General features: G+C 58.7%; 12 protein-coding genes. 5 read left to right on the top strand and 7 right to left on the bottom strand.

Annotated elements, in window-relative coordinates:
* Positions 1-213: 213 nt before the first annotated feature.
* The 5 genes from AC2FCQ_RS03350 to AC2FCQ_RS03330 all read right to left on the bottom strand — a co-directional run bounded on the left by AC2FCQ_RS03350 (position 214) and on the right by AC2FCQ_RS03330 (position 5,154).
* Positions 214-1,521 carry an MFS transporter gene (locus AC2FCQ_RS03350; protein ID WP_209633217.1) on the bottom strand — a complete coding sequence of 436 codons (1,308 nt, stop codon included), beginning with the start codon at positions 1,519-1,521 and terminating at the stop codon, positions 214-216.
* A 243-nt stretch (positions 1,522-1,764) separates the two neighbouring features.
* On the bottom strand, positions 1,765-2,433 hold the full coding sequence (locus tag AC2FCQ_RS03345) for an N-carbamoylsarcosine amidohydrolase (protein ID WP_209633219.1): 669 nt from the start codon (positions 2,431-2,433) through the stop codon (positions 1,765-1,767).
* 9 nt (positions 2,434-2,442) lie between these two features.
* Positions 2,443-3,195, bottom strand: coding sequence for a maleate cis-trans isomerase family protein (locus tag AC2FCQ_RS03340; protein ID WP_404759667.1), 753 nt, complete (start codon positions 3,193-3,195; stop codon positions 2,443-2,445).
* 16 nt (positions 3,196-3,211) lie between these two features.
* On the bottom strand, positions 3,212-4,006 hold the full coding sequence (locus AC2FCQ_RS03335; RefSeq protein ID WP_209633221.1) for an alpha/beta fold hydrolase: 795 nt from the start codon (positions 4,004-4,006) through the stop codon (positions 3,212-3,214).
* Positions 4,003-5,154: an FAD-dependent monooxygenase gene (locus tag AC2FCQ_RS03330; RefSeq protein WP_404759666.1), complete on the bottom strand. Its 1,152-nt coding sequence runs from the start codon at positions 5,152-5,154 to the stop codon at positions 4,003-4,005. Before AC2FCQ_RS03330 ends, AC2FCQ_RS03335 begins: the two co-directional genes overlap by 4 nt.
* 329 nt (positions 5,155-5,483) lie before the next feature.
* Between AC2FCQ_RS03330 and AC2FCQ_RS03325 the strand changes: the two genes are divergently transcribed.
* From AC2FCQ_RS03325 to AC2FCQ_RS03310, 4 genes are all read left to right on the top strand, one after another.
* The gene (locus AC2FCQ_RS03325; RefSeq protein ID WP_490307569.1) at positions 5,484-6,542 is read left to right on the top strand and encodes a 2,5-dihydroxypyridine 5,6-dioxygenase; all 1,059 of its coding nucleotides are present in this window, start codon (positions 5,484-5,486) and stop codon (positions 6,540-6,542) included.
* Between the two features lie 66 nt (positions 6,543-6,608).
* The gene (locus AC2FCQ_RS03320) at positions 6,609-7,082 is read left to right on the top strand and encodes a MarR family winged helix-turn-helix transcriptional regulator (protein ID WP_209633227.1); all 474 of its coding nucleotides are present in this window, start codon (positions 6,609-6,611) and stop codon (positions 7,080-7,082) included.
* Positions 7,083-7,229: 147 nt separating this feature from the next.
* Positions 7,230-7,772, top strand: coding sequence for a (2Fe-2S)-binding protein (locus AC2FCQ_RS03315; protein ID WP_490307568.1), 543 nt, complete (start codon positions 7,230-7,232; stop codon positions 7,770-7,772).
* A complete protein-coding gene (locus AC2FCQ_RS03310) occupies positions 7,765-11,340 on the top strand; it encodes a molybdopterin cofactor-binding domain-containing protein (protein ID WP_490307567.1) in 3,576 nt (1,191 codons plus the stop codon). Before AC2FCQ_RS03315 ends, AC2FCQ_RS03310 begins: the two co-directional genes overlap by 8 nt.
* 174 nt (positions 11,341-11,514) lie before the next feature.
* Here the strand turns inward: AC2FCQ_RS03310 and hpxO are convergent, their stop codons facing one another.
* Together hpxO and AC2FCQ_RS03300 are read right to left on the bottom strand one after the other, a co-directional pair.
* Positions 11,515-12,672: an FAD-dependent urate hydroxylase HpxO gene (hpxO, locus tag AC2FCQ_RS03305; RefSeq protein WP_490307566.1), complete on the bottom strand. Its 1,158-nt coding sequence runs from the start codon at positions 12,670-12,672 to the stop codon at positions 11,515-11,517.
* 151 nt (positions 12,673-12,823) lie between these two features.
* Positions 12,824-13,318: a DUF1003 domain-containing protein gene (locus AC2FCQ_RS03300; protein WP_037414954.1), complete on the bottom strand. Its 495-nt coding sequence runs from the start codon at positions 13,316-13,318 to the stop codon at positions 12,824-12,826.
* A 238-nt stretch (positions 13,319-13,556) separates the two neighbouring features.
* On the opposite strand from AC2FCQ_RS03300, the gene AC2FCQ_RS03295 reads away from it, so the two are divergent.
* Positions 13,557-15,764 (top strand): xanthine dehydrogenase family protein molybdopterin-binding subunit, encoded by a 2,208-nt coding sequence (locus AC2FCQ_RS03295; RefSeq protein ID WP_209633234.1) that lies wholly within the window; start codon positions 13,557-13,559, stop codon positions 15,762-15,764.
* Position 15,765: the final 1 nt, after the last annotated feature.

The raw sequence follows: 15,765 nt of genomic DNA, 5'->3' as shown, positions 1-15,765 counted from the left end.
TCTTTCTGTTTGTTTCTTTTGGGTCGTTAAAAGATGACCCTTATTTGGGGTTGGCTTTATTTGTTACTTGGATTGTACTTTTTATGCTCTCTATAGCGGTTTTCCCGCCACCGAAAAACTCAGGCGGCAAGCTCAAGAGCACATAGAGAACTATTACGCCGAACAACAGGTTTGAATCATGGGCGCAGTTCAAAAAAACCGCGCCCAACACCTTCAGCGGTTAACCACCTTGGCCGGCAGGGCAACCACCAGTAAAGAACTGATCAGCAGGCAACCGGCGAAGGCCCAGAGTGCGCCACCGCTTTTTCCGGTCAGATCCAGTGCCAGGCCCATCAGCGAGTTACTCACCAACCCGGCGATATTTGCCAGCGAGCAGGCCAGCGCAAAGCCGGTGGCCGCTGCCGTACCGCGCAGGAAGGTGGCCGGCAGGCTGAAGAACACCGGCACCGCACCGATGATCGCCGCCTGGGCGACGGAGAACAGCAACACCGTGGCGATCACGTTGTGCGTGAAGAACGTACTGCCAGCCATCGCCATCGCGCCAACAATAAACGGCACTATGATATGCCAGCGCCGCTCACGCATGCGGTCAGAACTGGTGCCGATCAGCAGCATACCCAGCAGTGCGGCGACGCTCGGCAGCGCGGTCAGCATACCGATGGTGGTAATGTCGGTCACCCCGGCGGTTTTGATAAAAGTGGGCATCCAGAACCCCATCGCATAGGCGCTAAGCAGGATCGAGAAGTCGATGCCGCCCAGCATCCAGACCTTGAGGTTAAAAAAGCCGTCGCGAAAACGGTGTTTGCTGTGACCGGCTTCGGCATCATCTTGCGCCAGGTCATCCGCAATACGCTGTTTCTCTTCGTCGGATAACCATTTGGCCTGGCGGAAATGGTTCGGCAACACCCAGAACGTCAGTATGCCCAGCAGTACGCTGGGGATACCTTCCAGCAAGAACAGCCACTGCCAACCGTGCAGCCCGTGGCGCATGTCGAAATGCCCCATAATCCAGCCGGAGATCGGGCCACCCAGCACGCTCGACAGCGGCAGACCGATCATGAACAACGCAATAATGCGGCCGCGGCGGTAGGTCGGGAACCACAGCGTCAGGTAGAACAGCACGCCGGGCAGGAAACCGGCCTCCGCCACGCCGAGCAGAAAACGGATGACGTAAAACTGATTCGGGGTGGTGACGAACATGGTGCACGCGGAAAGCAGGCCCCAGGTGATCATGATTCGGGCGATCCACACCTTGGCGCCGACCCGTTGCAGGATCAGGTTGCTAGGCACCTCAAACAGGATATAGCCGACAAAGAACAGCCCGGCACCCAAACCGAAGGCCGCCTCGCTTAATTGCAGTTGCTCTGCCATCTGCAGCTTGGCCAGCCCGACGTTGATGCGGTCGAGGTAGGCGGCCAGATAGCACAGACAGAGAAACGGGATCAGCTTCCAGGTGATTTTGCGGTACAGAAGCGATTCTGCGCCCGCTTTCCCGGTTAACGGGGTTTCAACAATGGCCATGATGATGTCTCCAGGTGGTGCATGGTGGCCTCCTGAGGAGGAGTGTTGTGTGTTGGCTTGATCGCCGCCCTGTATCGGGCGGTCGCTTGAGGCGCTTGCCGCGCCTTCTTTATTTTTCAGTTCTCCGTGCAGGTGAAGCTCTGGATTACAGCCGGTTTTTACACTTTATCCTTCAAACTGCGTCCTTGTTGGCTGCCTTTGTTCACCCGAATCACTTACTTGAGTAAGCTCATCGGGATTCACTCAGTTGCCGCCTCGACGCAATTTGAATGATTTTGTGTACAGATAATCGAGGGTCTCCTGTTTGGTCACGACGTCGCCGTATTTACTGTCGATATCGAACAGATTGGCCTCATGCGGGCCAGGGTGGCGATCGCCCACGCATTCACGTACCACGATGGTGCGGAATCCGTGCTGTACCGCATCCACAGCGCTGGCGCGGATGCAACCGCTGGTCGAACAGCCGACCAGCAACAGGGTATCGACGCCAAGCGCCACCAGCATGGGGGCCAGCGAGGTACCGAAAAAGGCGCTGGCGTACTGCTTGGTCAACACCACTTCCGAGGACAGCGGTGCCACCTGCGGGCAGAATGCCGCCAGCGGATGGCCTTCCACCATGTCTTTCATCACCGGCGCTTTCTTCACCCAGATGCCACCGTCGGCAAAATGCCCTGCATGATAGCGGATATTGGTGTGGATCACCGGAATACCCACCTGGCGTGCGGTAGCCAGCAATGCCACGCTTTCATCGACCGCGCTGACCACGCCAGGGGCGAACAAGGGGGCACCTTCGGTGGTGTAGCCCTGCATAAAGTCGACCACCAACAGTGCCGGGCGATGGCCGAAACCGATACGGTTACCCCAGACGCCGCTGTAGTTATCGGTGAGACTGTTCTCGGTTGCGGATTCCATGTTGCCTCCTCAATAAGCGCCGGACAGTAGGGCGCCGGCGCCGGGAACGATCGGCTCCAGCTCCAGGGCCGTCAGCATAGCGTAGGTGGTGGCGATGGCGGCGGTCAGCACCGGCTTGCCGGTTTGCGCCTCCACGGTAGCGACCGCCGGTAACGATGGCATCTGCACGCAGGCGGACAGGACGATAACGTCCACATCGCTCAGGTCCATTTCCGCGACAATGCCCGGCAGGTTGGCCGGATCATGGCGGCCTACGGCCAGATTGTCGGCGATCTCCAGCGCGCGCCACACCTTGACCTCAATGCCTTCGTGTTCGATATATTCCACCACCATTTGGGTCAGCGGCTTCATGTAGGGCGCCACCAGTGCAATACGTTTGGCACCCAGCACCTTCAGGCCGTTGACTAATGCCCCGGCGCTGCTGATCACCGGGGCGGCGGCGTTGTTGTCCCGAGTCACCTGCGCCAGCCGCGCCTGGGACTCACGGTGATAGCCTAATCCCATCGACATGATCGCTACCAGGCAGGCATAGCCGAGTACGTCGACCTGCGCGTCGGAAAGCTCCAGCGCGCAGCGGTCTGATTCGGCGTCCATCGCCGCCAGCTCTGCTTTGCTGACGTGCTTCATGCGCATGCGGCTGGAGTGGAAGGTGAAGCGTTCCGGGCGGATCAACTGACGTGCGGTCAGCATCGCCGGGATTTCGGTTTCCATCGTGGTATTGGAACTGGGCACGATCTGGCCGATACGGTAATTTTTGCTCATGACAAAGGTTCCTTAATTAATCCAGAAAATCGCCCAGGGCGTGGAAGAAACCGTCGAAGTCGTCCCACGGGATCATATGGCCGGCTTTTTCAACGTGAACCAGGGTAATTTCCGGCTGCAACTGGCGGATCTCCGCTTCGTCTTCCGCTTGGATCACGCCACCAAGGCCCGCAATCATCAGCAACGTCGGCATGCTCAGCGAGGGATAGTCGCGGTGGCTGTCGACCTGATGAAAATCTTCATAGGCGCGCTGAATCGCCGGTTCGTAGCAGGTGTGCAGCCACTCGGCCCGCAGTTGGCGCTGTTGTTCGCTCCAGCTCGGGCAGAAACTGCGCATCTGTTCGGCGTCCATCCCCTGCAGCGACTGGCGGATCGAATCAACGTACCAGGGCCATTTTCCCGGATATTCACGACGGCCGGGGCCGGAAACCGGCGGATCGACCAATACCAAACGCCGTACGCCAGCCGGTTGCAGCGCGGCAGCGCGCAGTGCAAAGCGCGCACCCATCGAATGGCCAAGCAGAGCGACGTTTTCCAGCTTTAATGCGGCGGCGAAGGCGTTGACGTCCTCGGCGCAGGTTTCAGCGTCATAGGCCAGATCCGGTCCGCTGGCGGACAGGCCACGGCCACGCACGTCCAGCACGTAGGTGTCGTAGCGCTCGGCCAGCCGTTCGGCAACGAAGCCCCAGGTAATCGCCGGGCTGGTGATACCGGGGATCAGGATCACTACCGGGCCTTGCCCCCCGTAACGCAGGTAGTGCTGGCGAATGCCGTTGGCCTGCACGTTGGCGCCATAAAGGAAGTGGCTCATGCGGCGTTCTCCGACTTCAGCGCCTGCGCGTACAGGTCATAGCCGTAGACCCAGGCCGGATCTTCCTGAGTACGCAGGAAGGTATTGGCATTGGAAACGGCCTGCACGCGGGAGGCGCGTTCTTTGCGGTTGGCTTCATACAGTTGGAAAGCGGTACGGTAGTCGGTCAAACCGGTTTCCTGCAGGCAGCGCGCCAGCATGGCGGCATCTTCGATCGCCATCGCCGCGCCTTGCGCCATGTGTGGTTTCATCGGGTGGCAGGCGTCGCCGAGCAGCACCATTCGGCCTTCGCTCCACAGCGGCAGTGGCTTACGGTTCAACAGCGGCCATTTGGTGACCTGTTCACTGGACTCGATCAGCGCTTGCACAATTGGGTGATAGCCGGCAAAGGTTTCGTACATTTCTTCGCGGCTGCTGTCGATAAAGCTGCCCTGGAAATCCCACGCCGGGTGAGGCACGCCGCTGACGTAATAGTATTCATCACGTTTTTGGGTGGTGTAGTAGACCATCAGGTGGCGATCTGCCGACCACCACTTCACGCAGTCTTCAAAGCTCAGGTTGTATTTGGCCAGTTTTTCGCCGCGGATCAACGCACGGTGGGCGACCCAGCCACTGTAGGTCGGCGCTTCAGCGCCCAGCAGGTGTTCGCGAATGCGGGAGTTGATACCGTCGGCGCCAATCACGATATCGGCGCTGGCCTGGGTACCATCGGCAAAGTTCAGCACCACTTCATTGTCGCGTTCCTCAATTTTGCTCAGGCACTTGCCAAAATGCACGCTGCCCGGTTGCAAGGCGGCCATCTGCAAGGCCTGCAAATCGCCCCGGTGTACCGTCACGTAAGCCGCGCCGTACTCTTTGCGGGCAAAGGCCCCCAGCTCAATGCGCGACAGATAGTCACCGCTTTCGGCATCGCGACTGAACCAGAAGTCCGGGTGCGAGGCCATTTGCTCCAGTGGCTGTTCAATACCGAGGCGGCGGAAAATCTTCAGTACGTTCGGCCCCATATGGATACCGGCCCCCAGGCGTGAAAACACTGGGCTCTGTTCGTACAGGTCGACGGCAAAGCCGGCTTTCTGCAGCAGACCGGCTGCTGCTGCGCCACCCAGACCGGCGCCGACTACGGCAATGCGTTGTTGTTTGCTCATCATTTTTCCCCTGACTGTTGGTTTTTTACCCGTCATCCGCAGTGACGCCGGATGATTGGTTTATAGTGTATACGCTTTATATTGAAAAGTTGCACAAGTGTTAATTTAGATCTGGCTCACGCTAATCAATCGCCGATTTCTGTTAATCTCATGTTAATCACAGGATGGATAGGGCTTAAAATAGGAATTACTTATGGGTAATCACGGAGTGTTGCTTCCTGTCTGATTTTGGGATTATATGATTAAAAGAGCGTATTCACTTTAATTTGCGCAAAATAACCTCATCGGCGCCGGGTGCGTCGTCCAACCCATAGCGAGACAGGAGATACACTATGGCGGTCAATGATAGTCAGTTGGTTCAACTGTTCGAGCAGGTACTTACGCTGTCGAAGGTGGATGCTTCGCAAAGCGTGGCGATCCTGAAGAGCCACTATTCCGATGCGCGTACGGTACGTGCTGCCACCGATGCGGCGTTACGGCTGGGTGCCAAGGTTTATGCGGTAGAACTGCCGTCATTCAACCATCCGCGTGCCATGGGCAATGACATGACGGCTTACTGCGGCGACACGGCGCTGACCGGTAACCCTGCGGCGCAGCGCGCACTGGAGGCGGCCGATCTGATTGTCGACACCATGATGCTGCTGCACTCACCGGAGCAGGAACAGATCCTGAAAACCGGCACGCGTATTCTGCTGGCCGTCGAACCGCCAGAAGTGTTGGCACGGATGTTGCCTAATGCAGAGGACAAAGCACGGGTATTGGCGGCTGCCACGGTGTTGGAGAAGGCCAAACTGATGCAGGTGAAGTCTGCTGCCGGCAGCGATTTCCGTGCGCCGCTGGGGCAATACCCGACGGTGACCGAATACGGCTATGCCGACGAACCGGGGCGCTGGGATCACTGGCCGAGCGGGTTCTTGTTCACCTGGCCGAATGAAGAACAGGCGGAAGGGGTGTTGGTGCTGGAGGTGGGCGATATTCTGTTGCCGTTCAAGAGCTATGCGCGTGAGCGCATTACGCTGGAGATCGACAAAGGCTTTGTTACGCGTATTCACGGTGGCTTTGAAGCGGAATATCTGCGGGAGTATATGAAGTATTTCAACGACCCGGAGGTGTACGGCATCTCGCATATCGGTTGGGGCTTGCAGCCACGGGCGCAGTGGACGGCGATGGGTTTACACGACAAAAACGACGGTATGTGTATGGATGCACGCGCCTTCTACGGCAACTTCCTGTTCTCCACCGGACCGAATACCGAAGTCGGCGGCACGCGCAAAACGCCGTGCCATATGGACATCGCGCTGCGCCATTGCGACATCAGCCTGGACGGGGCTACGGTGGTGGCGAATGGCGAAGTGGTGGCACCGGCGGCATCGCGGGTCAACCAGGGTTAACCTTGCTGTTAAACGTGGGGGTTTGTACTATTCTCGGTGGTTTCCATAGATGGTGAGAGTAACGCAATGACGCCCCCCGAATACCCGGCTGCAGAGAACGGCAAGACCGAAAATTATCATTTTACTGAACAAGTCGGGCACCTGCTGCGCAAGGTTTATCAGCGCCACGTGGCGATTTTCCAGCAGAACGTTGGCGATTCGCAATTGACCGCCGTGCAGTTTATTACGCTGTGCGCGGTGCGTGACATGGGCCCAAGTTCGTTGACCGAGTTGGTGCAGGCGACGGCGGTCGATCAGGCGACCATTCGCGGTATTGTCGAGCGTCTCAAGGCGCGTGAATTGATCACCGTGATGCCGGATCCGATCGACCGACGCAAAGTGGTGGTCGGGCTGACCGCCAACGGCGCTGCGCTGTTGGCGGAAACACTGCCGCATGCGGCGACGATCACAGAATTAACTTTCGGTACGCTTAATCCGGCCGAACGTATAGCACTGATGTTCCTGCTTAATAAAATGCTGGAGGACCCGCCGGCCACCTGATTCGCCACCCGCAACTGCGGTTATCTGGTGAAGGCGGTGGCGGCGAGGTCACGGCCCACAATATATACCCTCTGGCTCTCACGCTGGGCACCCAGCGGCGATTTGAACGATGGCGGGTATAACCAGAGCGCAGGCGGAGACGCAAAAATGGCGATAGCTGAAGTGCAATTGCCCAAGGAAGGCGCGGTAAAAATACTGACGGAGCATCCGCTGATGCTGTCAGTCAACGGCGAAGATATTCATACCCGGGTCATGGCGGATACGCCCCTACTGCTGGTATTGCGTAACGATCTGGCGCTTAACGGCCCGAAATACGGTTGTGGCCTGGGTGAGTGCGGTGCCTGCACGGTGTTGGTTGACGGCATTGCCGCACGCGCCTGTGTGATCCCGGCTCTGGGCATGACCGGGCATGCCGTTACCACACTGGAAGGGCTGGGCGATCGCGAGCATCTGCATCCGGTGCAACGTGCCTTTATCGAAGAACAGGCGGCCCAGTGCGGCTACTGCCTGAACGGCATGATCATGACCACCAAGGCCCTGTTGGATCGCAACCCGTCGCCCAGCGATGGCGAGATCCGTCAGGCGCTGTCCGGCAACCTGTGCCGCTGCGGCACCCATATCGAAATCCTGCGTGCGGTTCAGCGCGCCATCATTCTCTGCCGCAGTGAGGAAATCTCGCCCCATGACTGACGCCCATTCCTCATTCCCGAGCCAGGCCGAATTATTGCAACGTCATGGCACCTTGCTGATTATCGATCAGATCCAACCCCCGCCGGGCCTGGTGCCGAAAGGCCAGACCCCGAGCCTGAAACCCAAAGAACAGGGGTTGTTCATCGCCATTTGCGACAGCGGCGAAGTCTACGCCTTCAACGGCCATGTCGATCTTGGCACCGGTGTTCGCACCGCGTTGGGGCAGATTGTCGCCGAAGAACTCTATCTGCGCATGGACCAGGTACGCATGGTGTTAGGCGATACCGAAAGCACGCCGAATCAGGGCGCCACCATTGCCAGCGCCACGCTGCAAATTTCCGCCGTACCGCTGCGCAATGCCGCCGCCGAGGCACGGCGCTGGCTACTGGCGCAGGCAGCGCAGCGCTTTAGCGTTAGGGTTGAGCAACTGATGTTGAACGACGGCACCATTGTCAGCCCGCAGGGAGCCGCGGTGAGCTATGGCGAACTGGTTAACGGGGTGCATATTGAACTGCCGATCTCCGGCGATGCGCCACTCAAGCCGCAGGCCGACTACCGGCTGGTCGGCACCAGCACCGCACGCGTCGATATTCCGGCCAAGGCCACCGGCGAATCCACTTACGTGCACGACATGCGGCTGCCGAATATGCTGCACGGGCGGGTGGTGCGGCCGCCGTATGCCGGTTACGACAGCGGCGAGTTTGTCGGTACCAGCCTGTTGGCAGTAGAAGAACAGTCAATTGCTCATATTCCCGGCATCATTAAACTGGTGGTGATCGGGGATTTTATCGGCATTGTCGCCGAGCGCGAGGAGCAGGCGATCAAGGCGGCGCAGGCGCTGCAGGTGAGCTGGAAGGACTGGCGGCGTAACCTCCCGCAGATGACCGACGTGGCGCAGGCGCTGCGCGATAACCCGCATTCTACGCGGGTGGTGCATGACACCGGTAACGTGGATGCGGCTTTGGCTGCCGCCGATAGGCGCTTTACCCGCAGCTACCTGTGGCCGTACCAACTGCACGCCTCTATCGGTCCTTCCTGCGCGCTGGCGGACTACCAACCGCAGCAGTTGCAGGTGTGGTCAGGTAGCCAGAACCCGCACCTGTTGCGTGCCGATCTCGCCTGGTTACTGGAATACCCGGAAGAACAGATCGAGATAATCCGCATGGAAGCTGCAGGCTGCTACGGCCGTAACTGTGCCGATGATGTTTGCGCCGATGCGGCTTTGCTGTCGCGCGCGGTGGGCCGCCCGGTGCGGGTTCAGCTCACCCGCGAGCAGGAACACCTGTGGGAACCTAAGGGCACCGCACAACTGATGGAAGTTGACGGTGGGCTGGACGCCGCCGGTCATCCGGTGGCCTATGATTTTCGTACCTATTATCCGTCCAACGGTGCACCCACGCTGGCACTGTTGTTGACCGGGATGGTCGAACCGGTGCCGGTGGCCTATGAGATGGGCGATCGCACCTCGGTGCCGCCTTATGAATACCCCGAGCTGCGCGTTAGCATTGAGGATATGGCGCCCATCGTGCGTGCCTCCTGGATGCGCGGCGTGTCGGCACTGCCGAATACCTTCGCTCACGAGTCCTATATCGATGAGTTGGCAACCGCTGCCGGTGTGGATCCGCTTGAGTACCGGCTGCGTTATATCAAAGATCAACGCGCCACCGAACTGATGCTCAGCACCGCCGAACGGGCAGGTTGGACGCCACATACCGAACCGATGCAAACCGCGGCGGAAGACGGTGTGCTGCGCGGGCGCGGTTTTGCCTATGCGCGCTACATTCACAGTAAATTCCCCGGTTTTGGTGCCGCCTGGGCGGCCTGGGTCGCCGATGTGGCGATCGACAAGGCCAGCGGTGAAGTGGCGGTCACGCGTATTGTGGTCGGGCACGACGCCGGCATGATGGTCAACCCGGACGGTGTGCGTCACCAGATCCACGGTAACGTGATCCAGTCGACCAGCCGGGTGCTGAAAGAACGGGTGACCTTCGAGGCGTCGACGATCTCCAGTAAGGAATGGGGCGCTTACCCCATCCTGACGTTCCCGGAAGTACCTGAGGTGGATGTGGTGATGATGCCGCGGCCTTATGATCCCCCGTTGGGGGCCGGAGAGTCTGCTTCGGTACCCAGTGCGGCGGCCATTGCCAATGCGGTGTTCGACGCTACCGGCATTCGTTTTCGCGAGTTGCCGATCACGTCCGATCGTCTGCGCGAGGCGTTGAACGGCCCGGATAGCGCCCGGCAGGAACCTGCGCCACCGGTAAAACCCAAACGCAGCAAATGGTGGTTCGGCGGTGCGGTCGGTATTTTCGGTGCCGTATTGGGTGTCGCGACGACGGCGTTGCCGTGGCGGGCCGAGATTGCCCCGGTGGCCACCTCAGGGGCAAGTACCTGGTCGACGGCCACTCTGGAGCGCGGTCGTCAACTGGCCGCCGTGGGGGATTGCGCGGTGTGCCACACCGCCTCTGAGGGGGCGACCAATGCGGGGGGGCTGGCGATGGAAACGCCGTTCGGCACCTTGTACAGCACCAATATCACCCCAGACGTGGAAACCGGGATCGGCAACTGGTCATTTACGGCTTTCGACCGGGCGATGCGGCAAGGTATCAGCCGTGACGGTCGTCATCTGTATCCGGCATTTCCCTATACGTCGTTCAGTAAAATGACCGACGGCGATATGCAGGCGCTGTATGCCTATATGATGTCGCAGCCGGCGGTCGCGCAGACTAATCCGACTAACCAGATGCGTTTTCCGTTTAATCTGCGCCCGCTGATGGCCGGCTGGAATGCGCTGTTTTTGCGTCAGGGTGAGTTCCAGTCGAACCCAATGCAAACTGCGCAGTGGAACCGGGGTTCATATCTGGTCAATGGGTTGGGGCACTGTGCGGCCTGCCATTCGCCGCGCAACTTTATGGGGGCGGAAAAGGGCGGCCCCGGTTTCTTGGCCGGCGCGATGGTGGACGGCTGGGAGGCGCCGGCGCTGAACCAACTGGCCAATGCGGATAAACCCTGGAGCGAGGATCAACTGTTCCAGTATCTTCGCAGCGGTCATTCAACCGAACACGGCGTCGCGGCAGGGCCGATGGGGCCGGTGGTCAGCGAACTGGCGACGTTGCCGGAATCGGACGTGCGAGCGATGGCCAATTACCTGATATCCCTGAGCAGTCCGACGCAATTGAATTTGGAACCGCAGGTAAAATTGGCCTCCAGCCTGCAACCCGCATTGGGTCAGCAGGCCGGTGAGCGCCTGTTTCAGGGGGCCTGCCAGGCCTGCCACAGCGCCGCCAGCGGCGGGCCGCAACTGTTTGGCGTCAGTCCTGATCTGGCCAATAACACCAATATTTTCAGCGAGCGGCCGGACAACCTGATCCACGTGATCCTGCAAGGCATCGCCAAACCGGCCACCACCGAACTGGGTTTTATGCCTGGCTTCAAGGACAGCTTTTCCGATCGACAAGTGGCGGATTTGGTGAACTATCTGCGCCAGCGCTATGCCGCTGACAAACCGGCCTGGTCCGGGGTTGAGGCGCAGGTGTCCAGGTTACGCGCTAATCCTGGTAGTCATTAGCGGCTGTCAGAAAGTGGCGCAAGCAAGCTTGCGTCCTTTTGTATTGTGCGGCGCCTTAAGGAGGAGGCCGCAGACAGGCATTTCACCTGTCAGCAGGCAGGTGAAATGCCCAAGAGCCATTATTGTTACCAAAATGGCGGAAAAAAACAGACGACGGGCAAAGAGATAAGCGACTCAGGCCAGCGGCCCGCCCATAATGGTTTCTTTCATGCCAGAGAGAATGCGTTCGCCGGTTTCGGTTTTCAGCTCTTCGTACCACCCGCGGGTGATCTCCATTTCTTTGCCGTGAGTCACATCGCAACGTTTGCGGGCTTTCAGCACCAAATCCTTCACGCGATAGCCGCGTTTTTCCTGATAGCGCAGCAGCGCATCTTCAATACCCAGTGAATTTGTCTGCAAGGCAATCGCCAGTACTACGGCGTCCTCCATTGCCGCGCATCCGCCTTGGCCGATGTCCGGTGTGGTGCTGTGCCCGGCATCGCCCAATAATGCCACGCGACCGCGAACCAGTTGTTCGAAAGGTTCGATATCGTGGATTTCTATGCGGTTAAGGGTGTTGGGGTCGATCGCCGCAATCAGTTTTTGCACCGGCTCGGCCCAGCCAGAGAAATAACGCTGTAGATCGGCACGCGCGGTGCTGCGATCTTCCGCCAGCCCGGTGGGCAGCGGAACGTCGAAGAAAAAGTAGAAACGGTTGTCGGATACCGGCATTAACGACACGCGTTTGCCTTCGCCAACAAAGGTAGTCCATTGATCGGCTGGCGCGATGGATTCATCAATGGTCACCAGCCCGTTCCAGTTGACGTAACCGGCGTAGCGGCGATCAACGCCATGGCCCAGCACATACGGGCGAATGACGGAATGGGTGCCATCGGCGGCGATCAGGAAATCGCCGCTGACCTGGCTACCGTCTTCAAACCAGGCAGTCACGCCTTCCGACGTTTCTTCAATGCTACTGACGCGCTTGCCAAAACGCACCTGATCTCGGCCATAAGTCTCGAGCAACATCGCTTGCAGTTCGGCGCGGGCTACCGGGTAAGGGCGTTCGCCGACGCTGGCGATGAGCGGCTCCAGGCTAAAGCGCGTCAACGTCTGGCCGTGCCGATACTCCTGATACGCCATGTAGTGCATGGCACCGCCGAGCGCCCGCAACGGTTCTTTCATCCCCAAATAATTAAGGCATTTAACGCCGTTGGGCCAAATGGAAATTGCAGCGCCAACCGGTTTGATCTCTTTGATGGCTTCAAACACCTCGGTGTCGATGCCGCAACGCTTCAATGCGATGGCGGTACACAGACCGCCAATGCCGCCGCCAATGACGATTGCTTTCATGTTCTTCTCCTTCATAAGCCATGCTGAGGAGAAGCAATTTCCATACCAGCCCGTAAACAGGGCGCTGGCGCGGTATAAGGCAGCCGCCTGATGCTCATTGGTGCAATACAGGAAAATGGCCGCGTACTTTTGCACCAGAAAAGTCACTGCGCTAGGTGCGATCCCGGTTTGCCAACTGGATTGCCAGGTTTTCAATGCGCTCTGCCATTTGTTTCGTCAGGGCGGTTAATTCTGTGTTTTGTTTTAACAGCGCCAGTAACTGATCAGATTGCTGGGCAGCGAGCGTTTGCCTTTGCGCCATGGCCTCATCCAAATCCTCACGGTGTTGAGCATCGGTCAGAGCATGTGCCTGATCGCGCTCGGCCTGCCGGGTTTGTGCAAGCAAGATCAACGGGGCGGCATAAGCGGCCTGTAGGCTGAATGCCAGGTTCAGTAAAATGAATGGATAGGGGTCAAACTTGGTGAAGCCTGCCAGATTGAGATAAATCCAGACGGCAACGACGACGGTCTGGCCGACCAAAAACGTCGGTGTACCGAAAAAGCGGGCAAAGGCCTCCGCCTTCAACGCAAACCATTGGTCACCAAAGGTGTGGGTTAGGCTTTTCAACGGGCGATAAAAACGAAACTTTTTATTGGGTTGCGACATGGCGTTCACACTCGTGAATGTAATGAAGAAAGATGTCATTTATAGCATGGGGGCCGAAATCCCCGCGCAAGACACAGCACAAATCCACCACAGAAAACCGCGTTCGAATGTTAAACAATCAAAATAATAGACTACGCTAACTATTAGCCTGTCGCGCTAGTGCATGCAGACGGTGCGCATAAAAAGAATGATTTCGCCGCATTGATTAAGGTTGATCGGCATTTTGGAGCTATGAGCAATGAATCTACCCGAAGTCCCGCTTACCCGGCGGCGTTTTATCGTCGGCGCCAGTGCGCTGGTGATCGGAGCCTACCTGCCGTCTACCGGCGCTCTGGCCCGCTCATCCTCCGCCTCCGTGCCTGAAAACAATCCTCATGCAGCCAATGCCTTCGTGCAGATCGACCAGGAAGGGATTGTCACCGTAATCAGTAAACACACCGAGGTGGGCCAGGGTGTGTACACCGGCATGGCGACCCTGGTCGCCGAAGAGCTGGACGCCGACTGGGCGCAGGTGCGGGTGGTTGCCGCGCCGGTTGACACCAACGTCTACAAAAACCTGTCATTCGGTTTCCAGGGCACCGGGGGTTCCAGCTCGGTAGCCAATGCTTACGAGCAGATGCGCCGCATGGGCGCCATGGCGCGTGCGATGCTGGTTCAGGCCGCCGCGCAACGTTGGAAAACATCAGCGCAGGAAATTACCGTGCAGGCGGGCAAGATCCGCCATGCTGCCAGTGGGCGTGAAGCAGGCTTCGGTGAGTTTGCCCTGTTAGCCAGCCAACTGCCGCCACCCGATCCCGCCACATTGACACTCAAAGACCCCGCCAATTTTACCCTGATCGGCAAGGCCAGCGGCCTGCACCGGGTGGATTCACTGGCGAAGACCAACGGCACGGCACAATTTACGCAGGACATTCATGAGCCGGACATGCTGACGGTGACCATCAAAAAGCCGCCGCGCTTTGGCGGCAAGGTGGCCTCGTTTGATGCCAGCAAGGCGCTGGCGGTGCCGGGCGTCGTTACGGTGAAACTGACCGATACCGGCGTAGCGGTGTACGCCAAAAACACCTGGGCGGCGATCCAGGGACGCGAAAAATTGCAGGTGGAGTGGGATGACTCGCAGGCCGAACGCCGCAACACCGAACAGATCTTTGCCGAGTTTCGGCAGGTGGCCCAAAAGGCCGGCGTCGTGGCGAAAAGCCACGGCAATCTGGATGACGCTTTTAATAAAGCCGATAAGGTCATCGAGGCGGAATACACCTTCCCGTACGTTGCTCATGCGCCGATGGAACCCTTGGACGGTTACCTGTTCTGGGATGGCGAAAGCGTCAAGGCGCGATACGGCTGCCAGATCCAAACCCTCGATCATAAACAGCTGTGCGATCTGTTCCAACTGCCGCCGGACAAAGTAGAAATTGAAACCATTTTGGCTGGCGGCAGTTTTGGGCGACGTATTGATTTGGGTAACCCAACGCTGGGGCCGGATCTGGCCGCGGATATGGCGGCGGCGGCCAAGGCCATTGGCCCAGGCCACGGCGTGAAGGTGGTCTGGACGCGTGAGGATGATATTCGCAATGGGTGGTACCGCCCGATGATCTTGCATCGGATGCGCGGTGCGATCCGTGGCGGCAAGGTGGTGGCCTGGAGCGATACCATCGTCGGCCATTCCTGGACGCTTAACAGCGCGATGACGGCACTGGTGGTTAACGGCCTCGATCAGATGATGGTTGAAGGTGCCAGTGAAGTGCCCTATAGCTTTGAAAGTTTCCGCTGCGACGCGCATATCGTGCCGGGTAAGGTGCCGACGACGTCACTGAGATCGGTCGCCAGTACCCATACCGGTCACGCGGTGGAAAGCTTTATCGATCAACTGCTGCAAGAGACCGGGCAGGATCCGGTCGAGGGGCGCTTGGCGTTGATGGGAGATGCGCCGCGTGAGGCAGGGGTATTGCGTGCGGTGGCCAAAGCTGCCAATTGGCAAGGTGCGAAAGTGGTGGAGGGGCGGGCGCGTGGCGTCGGTGTTGCCAAGGCGTTCGATACGCTGGTGGCGCAGATAGCCGAGGTCTCTATCGGCGAAGGCGGTATTCCACGAGTGCACAAAGTGTGGTGTGCGGTGGATTGCGGTGTGGCAGTCAACCCCGATGTGATTCGTGCACAGATTGAGGGGGGAATTGGTTATGGCCTGAGCATCGCGCTGTACGGCAACATCACCTTGAAAGATGGCGTGATTGAGCAATCCAACTTCAACAATTTCCGCCCGCTGCGCATTGATGAAATGCCGGAAATAGACGTGATTATTGTGCCTTCAACGGAGAAACCCACTGGCGTAGGGGAACTCGGTGTCCCCACGATTGCACCTGCGGTCGGCAATGCGTTGGCGTTGCTCGGGCGGCCGCGGACTTCGCTTAGTCTGCCATTTCATCGACCTAACCCCGACGCCAGCGTCTGAT

The sequence above is a fragment of the Serratia sp. CoH_134_PS_4 genome, assembly GCF_058190535.1.
The sequence above is the reverse complement of the archived record's forward strand: the minus strand, read 5'-3'. Positions and strand labels throughout refer to the sequence as shown.